At 40.7% G+C, this 24,560-nt stretch carries 19 protein-coding genes; 13 read left to right on the forward strand and 6 right to left on the reverse strand.

The features are described from left to right. Positions 1-73 precede the first annotated feature (73 nt). On the reverse strand, positions 74-517 hold the full coding sequence (locus IR083_RS11200) for a hypothetical protein (RefSeq protein WP_194224401.1): 444 nt from the start codon (positions 515-517) through the stop codon (positions 74-76). Positions 518-788: 271 nt separating this feature from the next. Here IR083_RS11200 and IR083_RS11205 point away from each other — a divergent pair, with 271 nt between their 5' ends. The 3 genes from IR083_RS11205 to gltA all read left to right on the forward strand — a co-directional run bounded on the left by IR083_RS11205 (position 789) and on the right by gltA (position 5,030). After that, entirely contained in the window at positions 789-2,444 is a 1,656-nt protein-coding gene (locus tag IR083_RS11205; protein WP_194224402.1) for a tetratricopeptide repeat protein, read from the forward strand. Between the two features lie 262 nt (positions 2,445-2,706). Beyond that, positions 2,707-3,489 (forward strand): sulfide/dihydroorotate dehydrogenase-like FAD/NAD-binding protein, encoded by a 783-nt coding sequence (locus IR083_RS11210; RefSeq protein ID WP_194224403.1) that lies wholly within the window; start codon positions 2,707-2,709, stop codon positions 3,487-3,489. Between the two features lie 68 nt (positions 3,490-3,557). Then, entirely contained in the window at positions 3,558-5,030 is a 1,473-nt protein-coding gene (gene gltA, locus IR083_RS11215; protein ID WP_194224404.1) for an NADPH-dependent glutamate synthase, read from the forward strand. 94 nt (positions 5,031-5,124) lie between these two features. Here gltA and IR083_RS11220 read toward each other — a convergent pair whose 3' ends face one another. Then, positions 5,125-6,168 carry a hypothetical protein gene (locus IR083_RS11220; protein WP_194224405.1) on the reverse strand — a complete coding sequence of 348 codons (1,044 nt, stop codon included), beginning with the start codon at positions 6,166-6,168 and terminating at the stop codon, positions 5,125-5,127. Positions 6,169-6,971: 803 nt separating this feature from the next. On the opposite strand from IR083_RS11220, the gene IR083_RS11225 reads away from it, so the two are divergent. The 4 genes from IR083_RS11225 to IR083_RS11240 all read left to right on the forward strand — a co-directional run bounded on the left by IR083_RS11225 (position 6,972) and on the right by IR083_RS11240 (position 11,217). Next, positions 6,972-7,535 (forward strand): YdeI/OmpD-associated family protein, encoded by a 564-nt coding sequence (locus tag IR083_RS11225; protein ID WP_194224406.1) that lies wholly within the window; start codon positions 6,972-6,974, stop codon positions 7,533-7,535. Between the two features lie 388 nt (positions 7,536-7,923). Continuing rightward, positions 7,924-9,705, forward strand: coding sequence for a biotin/lipoyl-containing protein (locus IR083_RS11230; RefSeq protein WP_006800135.1), 1,782 nt, complete (start codon positions 7,924-7,926; stop codon positions 9,703-9,705). A gap of 124 nt (positions 9,706-9,829) precedes the next feature. Then, positions 9,830-10,591: a DUF5040 domain-containing protein gene (locus IR083_RS11235; protein ID WP_199343225.1), complete on the forward strand. Its 762-nt coding sequence runs from the start codon at positions 9,830-9,832 to the stop codon at positions 10,589-10,591. Beyond that, on the forward strand, positions 10,591-11,217 hold the full coding sequence (locus IR083_RS11240; protein ID WP_194224408.1) for a 4'-phosphopantetheinyl transferase family protein: 627 nt from the start codon (positions 10,591-10,593) through the stop codon (positions 11,215-11,217). The genes IR083_RS11235 and IR083_RS11240 overlap by 1 nt, the downstream gene beginning before the upstream one ends. Before the next feature lie 17 nt (positions 11,218-11,234). Here IR083_RS11240 and pepE read toward each other — a convergent pair whose 3' ends face one another. The 3 genes from pepE to eno form a co-directional block, all read right to left on the reverse strand. Then, complete coding sequence (gene pepE, locus IR083_RS11245; RefSeq protein ID WP_194224409.1) at positions 11,235-11,942, reverse strand: dipeptidase PepE; 708 nt, start codon at positions 11,940-11,942, stop codon at positions 11,235-11,237. A gap of 133 nt (positions 11,943-12,075) precedes the next feature. Then, positions 12,076-13,104, reverse strand: a complete 1,029-nt coding sequence (locus tag IR083_RS11250; protein ID WP_194224410.1) for an N-acetylmuramoyl-L-alanine amidase — start codon at positions 13,102-13,104, stop codon at positions 12,076-12,078. Between the two features lie 137 nt (positions 13,105-13,241). Beyond that, the gene (eno, locus tag IR083_RS11255; protein WP_006800140.1) at positions 13,242-14,537 is read right to left on the reverse strand and encodes a phosphopyruvate hydratase; all 1,296 of its coding nucleotides are present in this window, start codon (positions 14,535-14,537) and stop codon (positions 13,242-13,244) included. A gap of 537 nt (positions 14,538-15,074) precedes the next feature. Between eno and IR083_RS11260 the strand changes: the two genes are divergently transcribed. The 6 genes from IR083_RS11260 to IR083_RS11285 all read left to right on the forward strand — a co-directional run bounded on the left by IR083_RS11260 (position 15,075) and on the right by IR083_RS11285 (position 24,121). Next, positions 15,075-17,900, forward strand: a complete 2,826-nt coding sequence (locus tag IR083_RS11260) for an FAD-binding and (Fe-S)-binding domain-containing protein (protein WP_194224411.1) — start codon at positions 15,075-15,077, stop codon at positions 17,898-17,900. A gap of 53 nt (positions 17,901-17,953) precedes the next feature. Beyond that, a complete protein-coding gene (locus IR083_RS11265; RefSeq protein WP_194224412.1) occupies positions 17,954-19,108 on the forward strand; it encodes a Gfo/Idh/MocA family protein in 1,155 nt (384 codons plus the stop codon). 179 nt (positions 19,109-19,287) lie between these two features. Continuing rightward, a complete protein-coding gene (locus IR083_RS11270; protein ID WP_194224413.1) occupies positions 19,288-20,679 on the forward strand; it encodes a TolC family protein in 1,392 nt (463 codons plus the stop codon). 35 nt (positions 20,680-20,714) lie between these two features. Beyond that, positions 20,715-21,707, forward strand: coding sequence for an HlyD family secretion protein (locus IR083_RS11275; protein ID WP_006800144.1), 993 nt, complete (start codon positions 20,715-20,717; stop codon positions 21,705-21,707). A gap of 35 nt (positions 21,708-21,742) precedes the next feature. Beyond that, complete coding sequence (locus tag IR083_RS11280; RefSeq protein WP_194224414.1) at positions 21,743-22,912, forward strand: ABC transporter permease; 1,170 nt, start codon at positions 21,743-21,745, stop codon at positions 22,910-22,912. A gap of 12 nt (positions 22,913-22,924) precedes the next feature. Further along, a complete protein-coding gene (locus IR083_RS11285) occupies positions 22,925-24,121 on the forward strand; it encodes an ABC transporter permease (protein ID WP_006800146.1) in 1,197 nt (398 codons plus the stop codon). Between the two features lie 42 nt (positions 24,122-24,163). Here IR083_RS11285 and IR083_RS11290 read toward each other — a convergent pair whose 3' ends face one another. Then, on the reverse strand, positions 24,164-24,460 hold the full coding sequence (locus IR083_RS11290; protein WP_194224415.1) for a putative signal transducing protein: 297 nt from the start codon (positions 24,458-24,460) through the stop codon (positions 24,164-24,166). Between the last annotated feature and the right edge of the window lie 100 nt (positions 24,461-24,560).

Here is a 24,560-nt window from a genome sequence, read left to right on the forward strand (position 1 = left end):
AGACTTCCCCAATAATAAATTGTAATTGTAAGTAAGCTAAGTCTTGCGGGAAAAGTATCTTTGCCTAATAAACCTAACGTATATCGAATTCTCCGACAGCAATATTTGTTCCTGTTGCATCTGATAGAGTAATAGTATAACTACCACTATTCCATCCGGAGGTATTTATTTCAACTTTATTATTCACACCATCCGGTGTAAATTGCCGTAAATAAACCGGCATACCTGCATTATCAACAATTTTGATATTTATCTTTCCGTAAATAAACAGATTGACTTTTAAACCAAAATTACTTTGATAAATCTGTACAGGCTTAAAGAGAGATACAGTCTTGCCGGCATCTGCCATCCTTGGTCTATTGGATCCTGTGAGGATTTTTACTGTAATTTCCCAGTCAACATCATCATCATTCACACTTAGGATGTAATAACTATTCTTACTATTGAACGAATACATATACGTGTTTATAATAAATGAAACAACCAAAACCAAAAAACACAGATAAATCTTTCTCATAGCCACAAGGAATTGCAAGGTTGTCTTTCTCTGTAAGTCTGATACAAAACTAATGGATGAAATAAACAAATGCAATGTTTTTTTGAATGATATAGATTTTTATAAGTCCTATTTTACATATATATTTAATTATAAAATAATTATATTTATAAATATGTTATTTTATATAGATTTTTTCTTAGAAAAATTATACCATATTTCTTGTTTTGAAGCCTTTTTTTAAGTAACTATGAAGTCTTTTTCAACAATTATCCTTCAAATGAGTGAAATTATGTATAGAAATATCGGGGTTATATTCATGCTGTGCACTGCATTTTTATCTTGTAACCCGAACGAAAAAACGGAAGAAACACTAAGCCGGGCAGAAGTCCTTTTAGAACAAAATCCCAAAGAGGCTCTACAGATACTCAACAATGAGATTGACCCTAAAGATCTGGACAAAGAACTCTACAACAAATATATCCTTCTGCATATACAAGCCAAAGACAAAACATTGGAAGATATAACGAATGACACTATAATCTTTGAAACAAAGAAATATTACGAAGACAAAGGTGATATGGAAAATACAGCCATAGCTTCCCTATACAGCGGATATGTTCTGGCGGCACGAGGAGACACCCAAATGGCTATGAGTACATACTTAAATGCTGAAACTTACGCAAAGGAGAGCGACAACAATGCCCTTAAGGGACTGATAGAAACCTACATAGGAGACCTTTATCAGGATCAGCTTTTGAATAACGAAGCAATACTCAAGTATAGACAAGCAATTCTACATTTCAATAAAGCAGGAAACTATAAGAATGAAATCATAGCCTATGACAAAATAGGTTCCAATCTGCTAACGAGAGGAGATACGGATAGTAGCTTCTACTATTACAATAAAGGCCTATCTCTGGCCAAGGCACACAACGACTCTATAGAACAAGCCTTTATTATTCGCAACATGGGTTTTGCTCTCGGCAGCATTGGCAAACGAGACCAAGCCAGAGCATATTTCAGGCATTCTATACCTTACTTAAATGATAATGAAGAGGTAGCAAGAAACTATCTCAACATAGCTTATTCATTCGACGATGAACAGAACAAGGACTCCACACTATTCTATATCAATAAATCACTGACATTGATAGAAGGGTATGACAACCACCCGTTAAAATTAATAATCTATCAACTACTGGCCAAGACAGCAGAAAAAGACAAAAACTATCAACAGGCATTGAGCGATTATAAAGAATATACCGCACTCCTGAAAAAGATGCTCAAAGACACAAATAATCATATAGCTCTTGATGTACAGAAAAAGTATGACATCGAGCTGTTACAGAACGAAAACAACCGGCTTCTTATTCAGAGACAAACAGCATTTCTCATTATATTACTGATGTTTATACTTATTCTGGCTATGAGCTTTGTTTTTTACCGTAAGAGAATTAAAGACAAAGCGGCACTGGCTGTTGCTCAGGAAAAAATATTCCAAATGCAGGAGATGGCCGATAACATTGATGAGAAAGAAAACTCCTTCAGAAAAGTTCTATTCCAGCACTTCGATATCTTCAAAAAGGTCGCTTTACTTAAAACAGAATTGAAAGGAGAGGAAAAGAAACATGGTCAGAAACTATTGAAAAAGGTAAACGAAATCGTTTACAATCAGGAGAATCTTGACTGGAATAAATTATTTGATATAATGAACCAGCTATATAAAGGCGTTCCGGATACAATTCGAAAAAAGTATCCTCAGCTTGACGAAATTGAAATCCGCATATGTTGCCTTGAATATGCAGGGCTCAGCAACAATGAAATAGCTATCATACTGGAATTCAGCATCAACACTATTCAGATGAAAAAATCTGTTATCCGTAAGAAATTGGAAATAGAAGGTTATGGAAACATTGTCGAATTTTTTCACAAAAACTTAAACTAACAAATTATATGATATTTTATAGCAGATAATGACTTAGTAAATAAACTTTGTCGTAACTTTGCATGTCAGGCTTGAAAAATATCTTGACAAAAGAATTATTTTAAACCCTAATCACATATTTTTTCGATGAAAAGGCTGCATTTTGATATTTTAATAGCCCAATCTCTATTTTTTTAATATAACACGTAAAGAGGTAAATTGTTTATAACACTAAAAAAACTAATCATAAAATCTAAATAGTCTCTTAAACTAATATTCTGGAATGAATAAAATTGTAGACAAAGAGTATTTCTCTGAAAATGTAGTAAAGTTTGAGGTAGAAGCACCTCTGATAGCACGAAGTCGTAAAGCCGGGCACTTTGTAATTGTACGGGTAGGCGAAAAAGGAGAGCGTATTCCTCTCACAATTGCCGCTTCTGATGTGGCCAATGGTACGATAACGATAGTTATACAGGCTGTAGGCGCATCATCTAAAAAGATTTGCGACCTCAACACAGGTGATTATATCACAGATGTTGTAGGACCTTTGGGACAAGCTACCCACATCGAAAATTACGGCACCGTAATATGTGCTGGCGGTGGTGTTGGTATTGCACCTATGCTGCCTATTATAGAAGCCATGAAGAAGGCCGGAAATAAAGTAATTTCAGTTTTGGCTGCACGTACAAAGGATCTGGTAATCCTCGAAAAGCAGGTTGCCGAGTATTCCGATGAGGTAATTGTTATGACAGACGACGGTTCGTATGGATACAAGGGTTTGATTACAAACGGAATCGAGATGGTAGTAAATAGGGAGAAGGTAGACCTGTGTGTAACCATAGGACCTGCCATTATGATGAAATTCGTATCCCTTCTTACCCAGAAGTATAATATACCTACAATGGCCTCCCTGAATACTATAATGGTAGACGGAACAGGAATGTGTGGTGCATGCCGCATCACCGTTGGAGGTAAAACCAAGTTTGTATGCGTAGATGGTCCGGAATTCAATGCTCACGAAGTTGATTTCGATGAAATGTTGATGAGATTGAAAGCATACAATTAATCAGAGGACTAAAAACAAACCATAAGACTAACAACCATAAGCCAATAGCGATCAGCGAAATATAAGTTATGACAGAACAAGAAAACATACAGGCAAGACGTAGTGAACCTTGGAGAGACGAGCTACGCAGAGGCATGAAAGCCAAAGAGCGTGGCGAGAGGCCGCGTGTGCATATGCCGGAACTGGATGCCGAATACAGAAGCCATTCATTGAAGGAGGAAGTTAATCTGGGATTAACAAAGGAGCAAGCAATGTTTGAAGCTGCACGCTGCCTCGATTGTGCCAACCCTACATGCATGGAGGGTTGTCCGGTAAACATACAGATACCTTCATTTATTAAGAATATTGAGCGGGGAGAATTCCTCGAAGCTGCAAAAGTACTGAAAGAGACCAGCGCCTTGCCTGCCGTTTGCGGACGTGTATGTCCACAGGAAAAACAGTGCGAAGCAAAATGTATCTATATACAAAAAATGAAAAAAGAACCTGTTGCTATCGGTTATCTTGAACGATTCGCAGCAGATTACGAACGCGAAAGCGGGCAAATGTCCTTACCTGAACTAGCTCCTGCCAACGGTATTAAAATCGCAGCGGTAGGATCAGGCCCTGCCGGTCTGGCTTTTGCCGGAGATATGGCGAAGCTGGGATATGACGTCACTGTATTTGAAGCATTACACGAGATCGGTGGTGTATTGAAATATGGCATACCCGAGTTCCGTCTCCCTAATGAGATAGTGGATGTTGAAATAAATGTCCTTCGCGAAATGGGTGTGAAGTTCATCAACAATTGTATAGTAGGTAAAACTATTTCGCGTGAGGATTTACTGAACGACGGATTTAAAGGAATATTCGCTGCCAGTGGCGCTGGATTACCTAATTTTATGAATATTCCGGGAGAGAACCTTATCGGCGTGATGTCATGCAACGAGTTCCTTACCCGTGTAAACCTTATGGATGCATCAAATCCGGAAAGTGACACTCCTGTGCAGATGGGTAAAAAAGTTGCTGTCATAGGAGCAGGGAACACAGCGATGGACGCCGTACGTACAGCGAAACGCTTAGGCGCAGAAAAGGCATATATTGTATATCGTCGTTCGGAAGAAGAAATGCCGGCACGTATCGAAGAAGTGAAACATGCCAAAGAAGAAGGTATAATATTCCATACTCTACACAATCCGCTCAGATACGAAGGGGACGAAAATGGACGTGTACAGCGTATGCTTCTTCAAAAAATGGAACTGGGTGAGCCTGATGCTTCGGGACGCCGTAAACCGGTTGCTATCGAAGGTGCAACCGAGTGGTTCGATGTAGACCAGGTAATTGTGAGTGTGGGAGTTTCTCCTAACCCATTGATTCCATCTACATTCAAAGGGCTAGAGGTCACTAAATGGGGCACAATCGTTGTAAATCAGGAAACCATGCAATCCGCCCTGCCGGAAGTATATGCCGGAGGAGATATTGTACGTGGAGGAGCAACCGTAATCCTTGCCATGGGTGATGGAAGAAAAGCCGCCGCAGCAATGGATAAAGCGCTGAAAGGATAAGAGATCTAATTACAGATAAAAGAGTCCCTGGTGATAAGAATCAATAGGGACTCTTTTTATTTAAAAGTATATTCTAATACAGATCCGTGACCATTCAGGGTTCTGCGACATCGGGCAATACGATGAAATGACCATTCAGGTGGTCAATTGTCATTTCTACCTTCTCAGGCTGATTGCTCAGCACCGGAATGATGGCTACTCCGAGAAGCCCTCCTACTATCCCGGCAGCAATTCCCGCGCCAACATATGCTCCCATATCTATTCTTATATTACCGTCATTCAAAAACTTAAATTCATCTTTCACCTTATACACAGGGATATAGCTTTTATTACTGGTGATATAAGGCTGCCCATCAACCACTACAGCATAAAAATCCTTAGGGTTGAGCTTCTTAAGCTTGTTTTGCTCATTGAGTTTTTTTATTTCCTTTAAGTTATTACTACTATCAAATTTAGGAGTAAGTTCATCTGCTATCGGAGTCTGATTTGCAAAAGAGGCGAAATCCGGATAAATGCCATCTATATATGTATCGGCACTGTAAAGCTTCATATTATTTTTCTCAAAAAAATCAATATTATGAATATCTGCCAGCAAAAAGGGAGCTTCATCTGTTCTTTTGCTAACTAGGTTATCCGAAATAAATGTAGTAATAATACCGGATGAACTTTTTATCAGTTTACCGGTAACATCCATTGCTTTAACTGTAAGTAATGTATCGAGGGTGGCTATGAGATAATAATCCGGGTATTCTTTTTCATATAAACTCATACGGACATGACAATATCCGGTTTCACTCATCGCCTTGGTTATTTCACTAAAATTCAGGTTGCGCAATTGCAGCAACAATGTTTTGTGTTGTGCCGTTTCATTTGTAATACTATTTATGAGGGAGTCGAATTGGTGCGCAAAAGGAATCTGGTCTACCAAATATGCATAATTATTGAGCATTCCCGTTTGTACATATCCAAGATCTTCTTTGTATAATCTTGAGTCGAGGAATTCTGTGTTGTTATATAAACTGTTCTCTACAACATTTTCAGGCATTACAAGATTAAAAGCTTTAGTGCGCTTGTCTTGTGCCATAATGCCGATGATAAATACATAGACTAACAAAGTCAGTATAAATAGCTTTTTCATGGTAGTTATTAATTACTTACCAAAGATAATATAATACTCAAAATACACAAGAGCCTGTTTGAATTTTCCAGGGTAGAGAGATTTAATCTTTTTGAAAAAGTTTATCTATGTATTTTGAAGTATACTAGTTATCAGTTTACTAGTTTACAAGAAAAAGAGTTCTTTGAAATAATTAATTAGCAAATAAGTGAAATAGTGTAACCTTTGTTACCTTTTATTTTTAACCACAGAGTAAACGGAGTAGCACGGAGTTTTTAGAAGAAAAAGTGACAATAAAAATTGTGTGAAAAGTCGTCAGGTTTGTCAGGTTTTGTACATAAGCTATCGGCTAAAAGCTATCAGCTAATAGCTAAAAGCTGTTACCTTTGTTACTTTTTAACCACATATGGTTAACAGATGCAAAAACAACAAGATAAAAACAATAAAAAACTGTCAGATGTGTCAGATTTTAACCAAATATAGTTAATAAACGTAAATAAAATGATGAGCGATGAATTTTAAGTAGTGGGTAATGAGTTGAAAGTTATATGAGATACGGGTAGACAAGACACGAGATACAAGTTGTTAACTGATGACTGTTAACTGAAAAAAGTGTTACTTTTGTTACCTTTTGAAGGAAGATACGAGATGCTCTGTTCAGCAAGCTAATTATTAATTTTTCATTATTAATTATTAATTGTTTTCTGTGTTACCTTTGTTACCTTTACTGAGCCTTAGCATCTCCGGGTGAGAATGCCGACATATAAATGCTCCGTTATTATGAAGGTAAAGGCAGTATAATAATTAGTTTGAATAACCCTGTTATGTCAATAGAAATAAAATACTTTGAAAATAGAAAAGATTGGCGAAAGTGGCTAACCGACAACTTTGAGACTGCCAATGAAATCTGGTTTGTATTCCCCACGATATCATCGGGAAAAAAAAGTATTATATACAACGATGCCGTTGAAGAAGCACTTTGTTTCGAATGGATTGACAGTACGATAAAATCGCTTGATAAAGAACATAAAATTCAGCGTTTCACGCCCAGAAATCCTAAAAGTACATACTCACAAGCCAACAAAGAAAGACTTAAATGGTTATTGGAAAATAAAATGGTACACCAAAAATTTGAGGATAAAATACGAAATCTCTTGTCTGACCCTTTTATTTTTCCAAATGATATCACCGACAAATTGAAAGGAGATGATATAGTATGGAAAAACTATCAACATTTTTCCGACACATATAAACGTATCCGGATTGCATACATTGAGGCAGCAAGGAAACGACCGGAAGAATTTGAAAAGCGATTAAACAACTTTATCAATAAAACAAAAGAGAATAAAATAATAAAAGGATTTGGTGGAATTGAAAAATACTATTAATCTGAATAAAGTGCAAAAAGTGTTACATGTGTTACTTTTTCAAACTGTAGATATACTATAAGCTGAAATAAAACCAAATAGCAATTATTCCTTCCATTCATTACAAAACCCTTATTGATCAAAAAATAAGATTTATCAAACAAAAAGACTGCTCACTTTTACCTTCTTTGTGCAAGCCTTACAGATAGGGGATGAAAAACGGAAATATTACACTCTTTTTATGACAAATTGATAATTTTAATAATTATTTTATTCTTTTATTCAGATATAAAAACTTAAATTTGTGAGGCAATCAATAGATTGATATACAGTTGGTGAATTAACAGATTTTAGAGTCTGCATAAGCCGTTTTATGCTACTCTTTTTCAATATAACTCTAAAAACAGTCATGGGAAAAGAAATTAAATTTAGCCTCGTTTATCGTGACATGTGGCAGTCATCCGGAAAGTACCAGCCGCGTGTTGACCAATTAACACAAATTGCACCTGTAATCATCGATATGGGCTGTTTTGCCCGTGTTGAAACAAACGGTGGTGCTTTCGAACAAGTAAACCTGCTTTATGGTGAAAACCCCAATAGAGCGGTTCGCGAATGGACAGCGCCGTTCAACAAGGTCGGTATACAGACTCATATGCTCGAACGCGGACTGAATGCTCTGCGCATGTATCCTGTTCCGAAAGACGTGCGTCGCCTGATGTTCAAGGTAAAACATGCTCAGGGAACAAACATCTCCCGTTCTTTTGACGGGTTGAACGATCCCCGCAATCTGGAGTTATCGGTAAAATATGCAAAAGAAGCAGGTATGATTTCCCAGACTGCTCTTTGTATCACACATTCCCCGATACACACTGTTGATTACTATGTAAATTTCGCTGATAAACTGATTGATTTCGGAGCAGACGAAATTTGCTTAAAAGATATGGCCGGAGTAGGCCGCCCCGCTTTCCTCGGTAAACTTGTAAAAGCATTAAAGGACAGACATCCGAATATCCCTATCGAATATCACGGACATACAGGCCCCGGATTCTCCGTTGCGTCTATGCTCGAAGTTGCAAGAGCTGGGGCTGATTATCTGGATACTGCTATCGAACCATTAGCTTGGGGAATGGTACATCCTGACGTTATCACAATACAGGCCATGCTGAAAGATGCCGGCTTCTCTGTTCCTGATATCAATATGAATGCATATATGGAAGCTCGTGCTCTGACACAGTCTTTCATCGATGACTTCTTAGGCTACTGGATCGACCCATCCAATAAGTTCCTGAACTCTCTGCTTGTAGGCTGTGGACTTCCGGGTGGTATGATGGGCTCTATGATGGCTGACCTTCGCGGTATGCATTCTGCTATCAATATGGCACTTCGCAACAATGGAAAAGCCGAAGTAACACTGAACGACCTTGTGGTTCAGCTATTCGAGGAAGTAGAGTATATATGGCCTAAACTTGGTTATCCGCCATTGGTAACACCATTCAGCCAGTATGTGAAGAATATCGCACTGATGAACATCTTTGCTATGGCTCAGGGACAACCTCGTTTCTCAAATATAGACAAAGACAGTTGGAACATGATTCTGGGTAAAACCGGTACTCTTCCGGGCAAACTGGATGATGAAATCATTGAACTGGCCAAGTCTAAAAATCTTGAATTCTATACCGGCAACCCTCAGGACGAATATCCTGATGCGTTGGATACATACCGCAAGGAAATGGACGACAACGGATGGGATTATGGCCAAGATGATGAAGAACTGTTCGAACTCGCAATGCACGACCGTCAATACCGTGACTATAAGTCCGGTCTGGCTAAAGAACGTTTCAATGAAGATTTGGAGAAACAGAAGGAAAAAGCCGGAGCTCCTATTATCGTTACACGTCAGGTAATTGAAGTACCTGCATTCGACGCAGAAGCTATTCAGGCAAAATACCCTGATGCAAAACCTATTCAAGCTACAGTAAGCGGCCAGGTGATCTGGCAGGTGGATGTAGATGATGTATCTACTGCTCCTGTAATAGGTACAGAGGTAAAAGAAGGCGATGTTATCTGCTTCGTTCAGACTTACTATGGCATAGAAGAAGTGAAGGCTCTTTCTTCCGGTAAGGTCATCCAGATAGAGACTAAACAAGGTGCAAAAGTTCAGAAGAACCAAGTACTGGCATACGTTAACTAATATTCCACAAGTATACTTGGGAAGGAGTTTTATAACAATAGAGCTCCTTTCTCTTTTTATGTCATTTACATAATTAAAATAAGCAGCAGTGAAGAAAGTAGTACTTTGTCTATCGCTGATCCTTATGATATTCTCAAACGCACAGTGCAAGGATAGAAAAGGAGAAGCAGGAAAAGGAGAATATAATAATAAATACACTATCCTATTGACCGGAGCATCTTTTGCCTCATCGAACAACGGCTGGTTCGAACTGGCCTGCAAACAACTGAACGCGAAACCGATCAATACTGCCACAGGCGGCACAGCGATCTCCGATGCCGCAAACCGGATGGCTAAAGGGGAACTATATACCCAAGAAGAACTCGAGGACATAGACGCATTCGTTATCATGCATGTTCACGACGAGAATGTTGCCGATACAGCCGGACTAAAGCAGAATTACAAAGATTATCCTGTCCCATTCGACCGTTCTAACTATGCGGCAGCATACGATTATGTGATCAAACGCTACATTACCGAATGCTATAATCTGAAGTTCGACAAAGACTCTAAATACTATGGTACAGAAAACGGCAAGCCTGTCGTAATCGTTATGTGTACCCACTGGCACGATGCCCGTACCATTTTCAATCCGGCTATTCGCAAACTAGGGGAAAGATGGGGATTCCCCATCGTGGAATTCGATAAATACACCGGTTTTTCACGAAACCATTTGCACCCTGTTACCGGAAAGCAATACAGCATATTATACGCCCATAATAATGAGACAATTAACGGAGAAGAATTTGGCTGGCATCCCGACGAAGGACAGGATAAATATATTCAGCAACGTATGGCTGCCATCTTTGCTGAGTTGATGGAAAAAGTTTTACCTTTGAAACCGTAATGCTTTACTACAAGGAATATATAACCGCAGCTACACTGATAGGTGTATGGAAAATAGAAGAGACCAGGGAAGAACTTCTCTCGGCCTTATCTCATCATAACTGGGTTGAGAACATATATTCCATCAAGTCCGAATCCCGTGTTTTGGAAATACTCTCTGCCCGGCTATTGATCAAAGAACTGGCAGGTGAAGAAAAGCAGGTATATTACAACCCGTCGGGAAAACCTTACCTGACAGACAAGTCGTTCCATATAAGTGTATCACATACCAAAAAATTCGTTGCTGTAGCCATTAACAGAGAAAAGCCAATAGGACTCGATATAGAACAGATATCCGATAAGATAAAGCGGGTACAAAGCCGCGTCATAGGGAAAGATGAATACATAGATAAGGATAACGAACTGGTGCATCTCCTCCTGCATTGGTCAGCCAAAGAAGCTATGTTCAAATTTCTGGATGCGGACAGTATTGATTTCAGGGAACATCTGTTTGTCGGAAATTTTATCCCCGGACAGAAAGGTATATTCGAAGCATCGGAGTACCGTACAGGTTCAGGGCATCAGTTCACAGCTTATTACAAAGTGGAACCGGACTTTGTGATGGTTTGTCTGGAGGAGCAGAACTGACCCCCAGACCAATACCTTTATTTCATCAAGAAGTTAAAATCATCTTTATCAGTCAGCTCCTTTGGTTCCTGACCATATTTAAATATACGGGCAGATCTTTTCCCTATCAGTTTCAATACATCTCCTTCCAGATTGAGCATCGTTGCTTCACGCAAACCGACTACATATACATCTTGATTTTCGGTGATAAACTCGTTAATACGCACTTCTCTGGTCTCTCCCCCATGATTGGAAGGATGATCATCCAGATAATGAGGATTGATCTGGAAAGGGACTAAATTAGCTACATCAAAACCTTTAGGGTCGACAATAGGCATATCATTCGTCGTACGCAATGTAGGACAAGCTACATTTGAACCCGCACTCCATCCAATATATGGTGTTCCGCCCTTTACCTTTTTATGAATAAGGTCAATCAACCCATTATCACGCATCATACGTACGAGTTTCCATGTATTTCCACCGCCAACTATAATAGCTTCAGCTTCTTCCACAGCTTTCTTCGGATCATCGTAATGATGGATACCAACCACACTGTGTCCTATCTCTTTGAAGCGGTTATTTACTTTTTCTTCGTACTCATCATAAGAGAAAGTCACCGCCGCATAGGGAATAAACAGTGCCTTAACCGGTTTCTCTCCTAAAAATTCTTTGATATTGTACTTCGGATAGTCCAGATAAGCTTCTCCGGGATTGGTCGAATTGCTGATTAATAGTAATCTCATAATAATAACGTTTTCCACAAATATACGAAACTATTTAAACTTACAGAAGACGTACGCTGTTTTTCAAGTCCCATAGTCCCCTTGGAGCTTGGAGATAATAAAAAGTTGAATAACTGATAGAATAAAAGCAAGATTACTTCCCCTTCTTCCAGTTCTCATAATCCGTAATAAACCCGCGGCACATCCAGTTTGCCAAAGCCTGACGGTTATTCGGATCTAAGAATCTACGCTGGTCGAAACTGTTTTGAATATTGCCCAGTTCGGCGTAAATACCTACAGGTGTCGTCTTATCCAGCATAAAAAGGCTGCGCTCGCCAATCGTCCCCGTAAAACCCCTGCTCGGCTGATGTTTATCATAATGGCTTTCGAAAGTGGTTCTCATTGTATTCGCCAGCTTTTTACCACCGCTGCTTTTAGGCGCCCAGTAAAAAAAGACATCCAGTTGCTCCTTCTGGCTGCGGCTGTCTACATGGATAAAAACAGCCCTTTTATATTTCTCCTTCGTTCTTTTCGCCAGACTGTTTATCTTATCACTCCGTTGCTGTAATCTTTTCACCTGATTGAGAGGAATCGCTTCACCCATACAGGTCTCACGATCACTATTCGAAAGATACCTGTCGTCACGGATACCATCCACCGCATCCTGTATAATCATATGCACCGTCGCTCCCTCTTCGAGCAGGGCTCGGGCAAGCCGCAGGGTTATATCATAGGCATATTCATCTTCGTGAAGTTCATAACCGTCAACCTTGCCGATAGCCCCCGGATCAGGGCCGCCATGTCCACTCGAAAGATAGAAACACGTACCTTTCAGCTTATTCGATTTAACTGTATATTCCTGATACTTGCTTCCGAACAGCTTGTTCACACGTGTTTGCCCTGATTGAGTGCTGACAGAAGAGTTTGTCTCCTGAGATGCAGAACTATTATCGCCCGACAAAGGAGGCAAAGTATATGTAACTCCCATCAATAAAGAGTTCTTGCGCCCGAATTTACCTTTATTCAGCTCCAGAAACTGCTCATATTGAACGCTGTTCCGGTTGTTCCTTTTTAGGAATGCCTTCACTCCTTCACCGCTTCGCGGGGTAGCCTTATCGTTCTGGGAGAAAACGCTGATATATGAAATAGAGAAGAAAAGTAATAAAATATAAATCTGATTCATAAGCTTGAACTGTCTGTCTGAGGAAGAAACAATAGCCTTCCCGCATAGGCTTATACAAATATATGCAGATTCATATAAAAATCAAAAACCGATGTCTTTTCAGACACCGGTTTTCTATAATATTAAGAATTGACTTCTTATTTTTTGCGTTGAACGCGTTTCCAGCCATAAACAGCTTTGTCGCCAAGTTCTTCTTCGATACGGAGAAGCTGGTTGTATTTAGCCATACGGTCTGTGCGGCTAAGAGAACCTGTTTTGATCTGTCCTGAGTTAGTAGCAACGGCGATGTCAGCGATGGTAGCATCTTCTGTTTCACCCGAACGGTGAGATGTTACGCTTGTATATCCTGCACGGTGAGCCATTTCGATAGCATCCAATGTTTCAGAAAGTGTACCGATTTGGTTTACTTTGATAAGGATAGAGTTAGCACATCCGCTTTCGATACCTTTTTGAAGGAAGTCAACGTTAGTTACGAACAAGTCGTCTCCTACAAGCTGAACTTTGTCACCGATAGCATCTGTAAGTTTTTTCCAGCCATCCCAGTCGCTTTCGTCCATACCGTCTTCGATAGAGTCGATAGGATATTTTTCAGTCAGTTCTTTAAGGAATTTAACCTGGTCAGCGATTTTGCGTTTTGCACCGCCTTTTCCTTCAAATTTACTATAGTCATACACTTTAGTTTCTCTGTTGAAGAATTCAGAAGCAGCACAGTCAAGAGCAATAGTGATGTCTTTTCCGGCTTTGTAACCTGCATCTTTGATTGCTTTAAGGATAGAATCCAAAGCATCTTCAGTTCCGTTAAGAGCAGGAGCGAAGCCACCTTCATCACCTACCGCAGTGCTAAGGCCACGGTCGTGAAGCACTTTTTTTAATGAATGGAAAACTTCAGCACCCATTCTCAAACCTTCTTTGAATGATTTTGCACCTACAGGGCGGATCATAAATTCCTGGAATGCGATAGGAGCATCAGAGTGAGAACCACCATTGATGATGTTCATCATCGGCACAGGCAGCGTATAAGTGTTAGTACCGCCGATATAGCGATACAAAGGAAGTTCAAGATAATTAGCAGCAGCTTTAGCTACAGCAAGAGAAACACCAAGAATAGCATTAGCACCAAGTTTAGATTTGGTTTTAGTTCCATCCAGTTTAAGCATTTTGCTGTCGATTCCTCTTTGGTCAAGAGAAGATTCACCTAGTAAGGCAGGAGCTATTATTTTGTTTACATTATCTACGGCTTTAGTTACACCTTTACCTCCATAACGTTTTTTGTCACCATCGCGAAGTTCCAAAGCTTCGTTTTCTCCTGTTGAAGCACCTGACGGTACAGCAGCGCGGCCAAGTATACCGCATTCAAGGGTTACATCAACTTCAATTGTAGGATTTCCTCTTGAATCCAAGATTTCACGTGCGAAAATTTTCTCGATTCTCATTGTTTTTATTTGTTTAAAAATGAATAATGTATTTCGTTTTTTCGTTTGTTAGAGTCTGTTTAAATTTTATAGCTGAACTTTTTTATAATTATTTCGAGATGAATTTTTTGATTTTCACTTGCAGAACCAACGGTCAGCGGAGCTAATTAGCGGGCTAAATCAAAAGAAAAAAGTAAAAAAGACGCTCAAAACAATACAAAAAGTAGCTAAGATTTAGTTAAAAGAGCCCCCGAAAAAATTTTCGCTAAAATTTAAACAGGCTCTTAAATTTGACCCACAAAATTAGTCTTTTTTCTTGTATTTAAAGAACTAATAAGATGGAATTTATAGGTTTTGTATTTTTTTAAACAGCCATTCATCATTTACTATACCTATAAAGTAAGATACCACATCATGCCTGCAACTCCCATTTAACGATTTTTGATAGAGACCTTATTATCCACCTGCTATTAGCACTGATTTCTCGAATATGTTTTATAACTTGCATCTGTTTTATTTCAAACTGTTTATTTTCAATCAACTAAAAGAAGTATTGCTATGCTACCTGCTAATTATCAGCAATTAAAAGACGAATTATCAAAGACAATCCCTGTTAAACGCATTATTACAAATCCGTTGCAATTGTTAGCTTACGGGACAGACGCCAGTTTTTACCGCCTGATTCCGAAAATAGTAGTACAAGTACATACCGAAGAGGAAGCCGTAGAGGTAATCCGCCAAACCGGACGTTTGAATCTTCCCGTAACATACCGGGCGGCAGGCACAAGCCTTTCCGGACAGGCAATTTCCGATTCCGTACTTATGGTAGCGACTCACGAATGGCGCAAATATACCATCCTGGATGATGACGGTATGAAGATCAGGCTGCAACCGGGAATCACCGGTGCAAGAGCCAATATCTACCTGCAACCGTTCGGTCGGAAAATCGGTCCCGACCCTGCCTCAATAAATGCAGCCATGATTGGTGGAATAGCCGCCAACAATGCCAGTGGAATGTGTTGCGGCACGGCCCAGAACTCATATAAAACAATTGCCGACATCCGTATCGTTCTTTACGATGGCACCGTCCTCGATACATCGGACGAGGAAAGTAAAAAAGCATTCAAAGCAAAGCATCCCGGCATAATAAAGGAGATAGAACAGTTAAGGGACGACATTAAGTCTGATACTGTTTTGAACGAACGCATCAGGCGTAAATTCAAGATTAAAAATACAACCGGCTACAGCATTAACGCTCTGGTAGACTATCAAGACCCTTTCGATATCGTCAAACACCTCATGATAGGCTCGGAAGGGACACTTGCCTTTATTTCCGATATCACCTATCATACCGTTACCGACGAGAAATACAAGGCTTGTGCCCTGATGATATTCGAAACCATCGAACTGGCATGTGAAGCTGTTCCGCTTTTGCGTGAAAGCCCTGTTTCAGCTGTAGAATTACTGGATAGGGATTCTATCCGCTCGGTGGAAGATGATCCAGATGCTCCGGAATATTTCCGTACTATGCCCGAAACCGCTTGCGTGCTGCTGGTAGAAATACAGGCGAACGAAAAAGCGGATATGGATGCCCGAGAAACCGCTGTGCGAAAGGCTGTACAAACGATCCCTACCATACAACCATACAGATTTACTTCGGACCCGAAAGAATATAATTTCAACTGGAAAGCCCGTAAAGGACTGCTTTCCTCAGTAGGAGGTCTTCGAAAGACAGGAACTACATGTATTATCGAAGATGTGGCTTTTCCTGTTCCCCGTCTGGCGGAAGCATGTATTGCCCTGAAGGCCCTGTTCAAAAAATATGAATACCATGACGCGGTACTTTTCGGACATGCGCTGGAAGGCAACCTGCACCTGAATTTCTCGCAGGATTTCAGTACCCCGAGCGAAGTGCAACGCTATGCCGATATGATGGACGAACTGGCGGATATTGTTGTCAACAAATTTGACGGTTCACTTAAAGCCGAGCATGGAACAGGCCGGAACATGGCTCCTTTTGTGGAGAAAGAATGGGGCGAAGCCGCCTACAAGATAATGCTCCGCATAAAGAAAATATTCGATCCTTACCACCTCATCAACCCGGGTGTGGTGATCAATGAGAATCCGAAGATACATCTCGAGAACCTGAAACCGTTACCTGCCGTAAATGAAATTGTAGACAAATGTATGGAATGCGGTTTCTGCGAACCTAACTGCGTCTCCGAAGGCCTGACCTTATCGCCCCGTCAGCGTATTGTCATAGCCCGGGAGATTTCAAGGCTGAAAACACAGGGAGAAAACCCGGCACGGCTGAAACAGATGTTGCACGACGCGAAATATTATTCGGACGAAACCTGTGCAACCGATGGCCTTTGCGGGCTGATATGCCCTGTAAAGATAGATACGGGCAAATTTATAAAGGACCTGCGGCACAATGAGGCATCAGATACAGCCAAAAGTATCGCTTCATATATAGGTAATCGTATGGCAGGAACCACTTCTCTGATGCGGGGCGGACTCAACTTCGTACATGCTTTCCATACTATATTGGGAGATACGCTGATGGGAGGCATTGCATCCGCAATGAGAACCGCATCCTTCAAGACCATTCCCAAATGGAACAAGGATATGCCAAAGGGCGCGCACAAGATAAAGGACACTGTAGTTAACAAGGGGCAGACCGATAAAGTGGTTTATTTTCCATCCTGTATCAATCGATCGATGGGTAAATCGAACGGCTATGAGAAAGGGGATGTGGAACTTACTCAAAAGACCAAAGAGCTACTCCAGCGTGCAGGCTTTACCATCATCTATCCCGAAGGCATCAACCATCTGTGCTGCGGTATGGCATTTAGCAGTAAAGGGTTGAAAGAGGAAGGCGCACGTAAATCGAAAGAACTGGAAGACGCATTATACAAAGCGTCTGAAGGAGGTAAATACCCGGTGCTGTTCGATATGAGCCCGTGTTTTTATACTTTCCATGAAACCTATACGAATAAAGACCTTCAGCTATACGACCCCATAGAGTTTATGATCGACTTTGTAATGCCTAAGCTACAAGTCAATAACCCACGGGAAGTAGTAACTGTATTTCCGGTCTGCTCTGTTAAGAAAATCGGCATGGAACAAAAGTTGCTGCAACTTGCTAAAATGTGCTCGAAAGAGGTTGCCTTTGTAGAAAGTAACTGCTGCGGATTTGCCGGGGACAGGGGCTTTACTTACCCTGAACTGAACAAGCACGGGTTAAGGCATCTGTCCGAACAGGTTCCTGCCGACTGTAAAGACGGGTATTCTACCAGCCGCACCTGCGAAATAGGAATGAGTGAATACAGCGACATCAATTTCAAATCTATTTTTTATCTGATAGACGAAGTGACACGCTGAAAAGCGTTTTCAAATGTCTCAATATTAATTACCGCAATCTAAATACCTAGATCATGGAACGAAAAATAAGAATGGGAATGATTGGTGGAGGAGAAGGTTCCTTCATCGGTCCTGTACATCGTATCGCCGCCTTTCTCGATGGACAAATCGAGTTGGTATGCGGATGCTTTAGCTCATCCTTCGAAAACACGAAAACTACGGCCCGTGCTTTATTTATTCCTGAGAACCGGGCATACCGGACATTTACTGAGATGATAGAGAAAGAGGCTTTACTTCCCGAAGGAGAGCGGATGGATTTTGTCGCTATCGTAACACCTAACGACTTACATTTCGAACCTGCGATGCTCGCTCTCAACAATGGATTCCATGTAGTATTGGATAAGCCTATGACTTTCACTTTAGAAGAGGCGTATCAGCTGCGAGACAAGGTTAAGGAAACAGGACTTTTATTCGCACTTACACACACATACACCGGGTATCCGATGATAAAAGAATCACGCCACCGTGTACGTAGAGGAGATTTAGGAAAGATACGCAGGATATATGTGGAGTACCCGCAAGGATGGTTGTCTAACGATATTGCCGGAGAAAATAAACAGGCTGCATGGAGAGTAGACCCCCGGCGGGCCGGTAAGGGTGGTTGTATGGGGGATATAGGAGTACATGCTTACAATCTGGCCGAATATATTTCAGGCCTGGAAGTAGATGAATTATGTGCCGAGCTAAACTCATTCGTTCCTAATCGTATATTAGATGACGACGGGGTTGTTATGATCCGCTACAAAGGCGGAGCTAAAGGTATGCTGGCTGCCTCCCAAATAGCTATAGGAGAAGAGAACGACCTTACAATCCGTATTTACGGAGAAAAAGGCAGCTTATCGTGGCGACAGGAAGAGCCGAATACCATAATCCTTAAATGGGCCGATAAGCCGAATGAAATAATCCGTACGGGATCGGGCTATATGTCATCCCTCTCACAACATAATACACGTGTTCCCGGAGGTCATCCCGAAGGCTATATAGAAGCATTCGCTAATATTTACCGGAACTTTGCGCTGGCTTTAGACTGTATTCTGAAAGGGAATGAGCCAAAACCTGAATATCTTGATTTTCCCACCGTAAAAGACGGGGTGAGAGGTATGCAGTTTATAGAAACCGTTGTAGCATCATCAGAAAGTGAAGATAAGTGGATAAAGATGATTGAGTAGACCTGACCTTTGATTAACATATAAATGACTATTTAATGTACTCCTACATGAACCTTTCTTTTTTCTAAATGTTAAATTATTAGTAAAAAGTGATTGTAATTATCATAATTTAGAAAATGTATATAATTTTGCAAATAGTTGCATAGACAATCAATAATTGATTTATTAGAATAACCAATATGATTAAAAAAAGTTGTGGGGCGATTCTCCTTATTATATTCGTTTTCAACACAAACGTTGCTGCACAGCAACTTCTTAGTCTGGAGCAATGCCGCCAATTGGCAATAGAAAACAATAAGGCATTGAAAATAGCATCGGAGCAGGAAAAGATTGCATATTACAATAAGAAAGACGCATTAACCAAATTCTTTCCGGAAATACAATTTCTGGGAGGGTACATGCATAACCAGAAAAATCTGCATCTGATCTCATCTTCTGCTATACCCAGCGCAATCCCTTTACCTGTACCTATTGGAGAAATATCTTCCATCCCTATTCCTGATAACATAAGGGATGGCATCTGGAAGATGGGAGAAGTAGATATAAAAAACATTTGGGCAGGAGGCTTCAACCTTACCCAACCGATATTTATGGGTGGAAAAATAATCGCTTATAACGATTTGCGCTCCTACGCCGAAGAACTTGCCAAAACAATGAAAGAAACCCAGATGACAGATGTAATCGTAGAGGTGGATAATGCATACTGGCAGGTAGTATCGGTTGCAAATAAAAGAAAATTAGCCGGGGCCTATGTGGAACTGATGAAAAAAATGGACTCAGATATCTCAGCTATGGAGCAGGAGGGTGTTGCTACCAAGGCCGACCGCTTATCCGTAAATGTAAAACTGAACGAGGCGGAAATGACGCTCACCAAAGCGGAAAATGGGCTTAGCCTGGCCAAAATGCTGCTAACCCAAATATGCGGATTGGAAATCAGCGATGAAATCACGCTGCAAGATGAAAATCTCGATAATCTGATTATCAATGGAGAGAATGAGATGATGCCTAACGTAGATGAAGCATTAACCAACAGGACTGAAATAAGAAGTCTGGAACTGGCCACAAAAATATATGGCAAACAGGAAAAGATAGCGCAGGCCGACTTTATGCCGAACCTGGCTTTTACAGCCAATTACCTCTGGACAAATCCGAATTTATTTGATGGTTTTGAGAAAAAATTCGGGGGTATGTGGAATGTCGGAGTAGTACTAAAAGTGCCTCTGAATTTTGTTTCCAGTTCAGCAAAATTAAATGCAGCAAAAGCTGAAACCCGCATTAAACGATTTGAACTGGCTGAAGCAAAAGAGAAAATCACATTACAGATAAACCAGTCCGTATATAAGCTAAACGAAGCAAATAAGAAACTGGCATCTACACAAAAAAACACTGAAAAAGCCGATGAAAACCTGCGATATGCTAATGTAGGGTTCGAAGAAGGTGTTATTGCGGCATCCGATGTAATGGCAGCGCATACAGCGTGGCTCGCGGCCCATTCCGATAAGATAGATGCACAAATAGATATAATTCTCTGCAAAATATATCTGAATAAAGCATTAGGCCGTAAGTTCTAAATAAAGAATTAAAAAATCTCCAACTATTAAAAAATATGGATACAGAAAACAAAAAATCAGGATCGAAACTTATACCTATACTGGTTTTCGCAACAATAATCATTGTAGTGGGCCTTTATGGCTTCTTTTTCCTGAATCAGGAAGATAATATCATACAAGGAGAGGCCGATGTTACAGAGGTCCGTATATCCAGCAAAGTACCCGGACGTATCTCCCGATACCTCGTAGACGAAGGTAGTTTCGTAAAAAAAGGAGATACACTGGCTATACTTAGCATCCCGGATATAGATGCCAAACTGGCTCAGGCCAGCGCAGCCGAACAGGGTGCGGCCGCGCAGAACCAGAAAGCCATAAAAGGCGCACGTGTGGAGCAGATTCAAGGTGCATATGAAATGTGGCAAAAAGCCAAAGTGGGTGTAGACATAGCCCAGAAGTCGTTCACGAGAGTACAAAATCTATATAACAAAGGAGTAGTAACGGCACAGAAACGCGACGAAGTAGAAGCTCAGCTAAATGCTGCCATCGCTACGGAAAAAGCTGCGAAATCACAGTATGACATGGCTGTGAATGGAGCTGAAAGAGAAGACAAAGAAGCAGCTCTGGCTTTATTAGAGAGGGCAAAAGGTGCAGTTGCAGAAGTAGCTTCATACATATCGGAAAGCTTCCTTATATCACCGACTGACGGAAAAGTAACCGAGAAATTCCCTAATGAGGGCGAACTTGTAGGTACAGGAGCCCCAATAATGAATGTAGCCAAACTGGATGACAAATGGGGTTCATTTAATATCCGCGAAGACCGTCTAAAAGATTATAAAGACTTGGGTAAAACATTTAAAGCGTATGTACCGGCACTGGATCAGGAAGTAGAGATGACCGTCTACTACGTTAAAGACCTCGGCTCATATGCTGCGTGGAAGGCTACAAAGACAACGGGACAATACGACCGTAAAACGTTTGAAGTAAAGGCCCGTTTCAATGACAAATCGATAGATGTGCTTCCTGGAATGTCCCTGATCATAAAAGAATAAGAATAATAAACAATCTGCAACCCGTAACTAGATAGATGACCAAAGAAACCGGCATATTCGCAATATTCAAAAGGGAATGGTTGCGCATCTCCTCTTCCAAAATATGTATCTGGGGGATATTTGTCGCACCCTTACTATCCATGATTATACTGCTGTGGATGATGAGCAGCGGACTGCCGTCACGCATTCCTATTGCGGTTGTAGATCTCGACAACACAACCACCACACGTACACTGATTCGCCAGCTCGACGCTTTCGAGAAAACAGATATCAAGTACAAAAGTCTTTCTTTCAGGGAAGCAAGACAGCAGATGGAGCGGATGGAAATATATGCAATATTGACCATCCCAAAAGATTTTACAAAAGACGCCATATCGGGGAACCGCCCTAAACTTGTTTATTATACGAACAATGCATTCCTTATATCCGGCTCTCTCCTGTTTCAGGACTTAAAGACGATATCCACACTGGCCTCAGCAGCCGTAGGACTGCAAACCGCCGAAGCAAAGGGCTTTACGGAAAACCAGATAATGCCGATACTACAACCGATAACAATAGATGCGCACCCCTTGGGTAACCCTTGGCTCAACTATTCGGTTTATCTGAATAATATATTGATGCCCGGAATACTACAACTTATTATACTGATGTTTACAGTATCCTGTTTCGGTTCGGAAATAAAAGCGGGTAGCGGACGTAATCTGATGGCAATGGGAGACAACTCGATATTAAAGGTAATCGTTGGAAAATTATTGCCATATACCATTATCTATACGGGCATTGCGTTCTTTTTCATATCGATATTCTATTATATCAATAAGTTCCCACTGCATAGCGGATTCTGGCCAATGTTCCTGAATTATCTCTGCCTTATTCTGGCGGCGCAGGCAATGGGCGTTATCCTGCTGGGTATATTCCGCAACTATCGCTTGTCTTTAAGCATTGCAAGCCTTATAGGAATGGTATCGTTCTCTATCACCGGATTTTCATTTTCCACGTTGGCGATGGATGGTAGTTTAAGTGCGTTGAGTAACTTTTTCCCTCTGCGTCATTTCTTCCTCATATATGTAGACCAGGCACTCAATGGTATCCCTGTAGGATATTCTATGTATCAGTATGCAGCCTTACTCGCATTTGTACTGCTTGCAACCTTTTTCTTCGGTGTGATCAGAAAAATGCTGACGGATAATATTTATGAAGAATAAATCAGAAACAGCATGAAGAAATTACTGCTCGATATATATTATGTTTGGATCAATGAACTAAAGGTTGTCTTCAAAGACGGAGCCGTCATACTCCTGTTCTTCATTGTGCCTCTCGCCTACCCTGTTTTATATAGTTTTATATATAATAATGAGACTGTGCATGAAGTCAAAGTGGTAGTCGTAGACAATTCCAACTCTGCCCTATCCCGCGAATTCAAACGAAAAGTAGATGCTACAGCCGACGTGAAGATTATCGGATATGCAACAGATATGGAAGAAGCCCGTGAAGCCATGAGAAAGAAAGAGGCATACGGTATCATGTATATCCCGAGAGATTTCAGCAAAAACATAAACACACAGCAACAAACACAGATCAGTGTATTCTCCGATATGAGCAGCCTGCTGTTTTATAAGGCTATGCTTTTAAGTGCAACAGAGGTATCCCTCGATATGGGAGCCGATATACGGGTTGCAGAAACAGGCGGAGGAAGCCAGGAAGAAGATGCCGCAACACGTCAGACAGTAGAAAACCAGTGGGTAACGATGTATAATCCTCAAAATGGCTTTGCCAGTTTCCTTGTTCCGGCGATCTTAATATTGATTATACAACAGACACTTATATTAGGCATAGCTACACTAGTTGGTACACACAACGACAGGAAGCGTTTTACGATTGCCTCTCATACAGCGCAAGGCAAAAGCGTTCACCCGGTAAAACTTACCATAGGGAAAGCTTTCTGCTATGCATCACTTTATATGCTTATATCTGTATGGGTACTGAGAGTCATACCTTATATTTTCAAATTCCCTCAGATAGGTGATCCCCTTACTATTGCAGCTTTTCTGATGCCTTTCCTGCTGGCTGCTACATTCTTTGCAATGACATTGTCATACTTCTGTTCTCAACGGGAGTTCGGTATGATGCTGTTTGTTTTCACCAGCGTACTTTTCATATTCATTTCGGGCATATCATGGCCCTGGACAGCTATCCCCGCACCTATAAAGGCAATTGCCTATATAGCTCCATCTACACCGGGTATTCACGGTTTTATAAAGATAAATACAATGGGGGCGACATTAAGCGACGTCTGGTTCGAATATATCGCGTTGTGGATACAGGCCGGAATATATTGCATCACCGCAGTATTCATGTATAAGTGGTGGATACAAAATTACGACCCGGAATATAGGGGAATGGTTAGAAAATAATTTTTTGATTCCTCACTACCCGGTAGGAGTAAAATAGCATTCCTATTTCTTCCCAAACCATGAGGCTATTTTCTCATACCATTTTACCAAAAACAAGGTGGATTCGGGTATTTCATAATCTTCTTTCCGGGTAAAGCCGCCTTCAAGCAAAAGTTTGATTGCCTCTTCCGCATCCTCCTCTCTCACTTGTAGCTTTATCCCGCCTACGGCATAGGGATGAACCTGATTTATCAGCTCATCCTTCAGAAAACAATAAATATCATTATCTTCTAAATATGATTTTGCGACAGCTAATTCCCCAGGAATATTTGAAGTCTTTACTGTTACCATTTCACTCATAGCATTATACAATTAGTTGTTCTTAAAGATACATATAACCTATAATTTATCCAAGTTATCATCTGCCTTTGTTAAACTATGATCAGAAAATAGGACATTA

The organism is Dysgonomonas sp. GY75 (assembly GCF_015234155.1).
GTDB classification, from domain to species: Bacteria; Bacteroidota; Bacteroidia; order Bacteroidales; family Dysgonomonadaceae; genus Dysgonomonas; species Dysgonomonas gadei.

What these genes read in the sequence shown, in the direction of transcription:
- IR083_RS11250 (WP_194224410.1), bottom strand. Translation starts at nt 13,104, where the DNA reads ATGAATCAGATTTATATTTTATTACTTTTCTTCTCTATTTCATATATC.
- IR083_RS11205 (WP_194224402.1), top strand. Translation starts at nt 789, where the DNA reads ATGTATAGAAATATCGGGGTTATATTCATGCTGTGCACTGCATTTTTA.
- IR083_RS11270 (WP_194224413.1), top strand. Translation starts at nt 19,288, where the DNA reads ATGATTAAAAAAAGTTGTGGGGCGATTCTCCTTATTATATTCGTTTTC.
- IR083_RS11200 (WP_194224401.1), bottom strand. Translation starts at nt 517, where the DNA reads ATGAGAAAGATTTATCTGTGTTTTTTGGTTTTGGTTGTTTCATTTATT.
- gltA (WP_194224404.1), top strand. Translation starts at nt 3,558, where the DNA reads ATGACAGAACAAGAAAACATACAGGCAAGACGTAGTGAACCTTGGAGA.
- IR083_RS11265 (WP_194224412.1), top strand. Translation starts at nt 17,954, where the DNA reads ATGGAACGAAAAATAAGAATGGGAATGATTGGTGGAGGAGAAGGTTCC.
- IR083_RS11230 (WP_006800135.1), top strand. Translation starts at nt 7,924, where the DNA reads ATGGGAAAAGAAATTAAATTTAGCCTCGTTTATCGTGACATGTGGCAG.
- IR083_RS11290 (WP_194224415.1), bottom strand. Translation starts at nt 24,460, where the DNA reads ATGAGTGAAATGGTAACAGTAAAGACTTCAAATATTCCTGGGGAATTA.
- IR083_RS11235 (WP_199343225.1), top strand. Translation starts at nt 9,830, where the DNA reads ATGATATTCTCAAACGCACAGTGCAAGGATAGAAAAGGAGAAGCAGGA.
- IR083_RS11225 (WP_194224406.1), top strand. Translation starts at nt 6,972, where the DNA reads ATGTCAATAGAAATAAAATACTTTGAAAATAGAAAAGATTGGCGAAAG.
- IR083_RS11275 (WP_006800144.1), top strand. Translation starts at nt 20,715, where the DNA reads ATGGATACAGAAAACAAAAAATCAGGATCGAAACTTATACCTATACTG.
- IR083_RS11260 (WP_194224411.1), top strand. Translation starts at nt 15,075, where the DNA reads ATGCTACCTGCTAATTATCAGCAATTAAAAGACGAATTATCAAAGACA.
- IR083_RS11210 (WP_194224403.1), top strand. Translation starts at nt 2,707, where the DNA reads ATGAATAAAATTGTAGACAAAGAGTATTTCTCTGAAAATGTAGTAAAG.
- IR083_RS11220 (WP_194224405.1), bottom strand. Translation starts at nt 6,168, where the DNA reads ATGAAAAAGCTATTTATACTGACTTTGTTAGTCTATGTATTTATCATC.
- IR083_RS11240 (WP_194224408.1), top strand. Translation starts at nt 10,591, where the DNA reads ATGCTTTACTACAAGGAATATATAACCGCAGCTACACTGATAGGTGTA.
- IR083_RS11285 (WP_006800146.1), top strand. Translation starts at nt 22,925, where the DNA reads ATGAAGAAATTACTGCTCGATATATATTATGTTTGGATCAATGAACTA.
- IR083_RS11280 (WP_194224414.1), top strand. Translation starts at nt 21,743, where the DNA reads ATGACCAAAGAAACCGGCATATTCGCAATATTCAAAAGGGAATGGTTG.
- pepE (WP_194224409.1), bottom strand. Translation starts at nt 11,942, where the DNA reads ATGAGATTACTATTAATCAGCAATTCGACCAATCCCGGAGAAGCTTAT.
- eno (WP_006800140.1), bottom strand. Translation starts at nt 14,537, where the DNA reads ATGAGAATCGAGAAAATTTTCGCACGTGAAATCTTGGATTCAAGAGGA.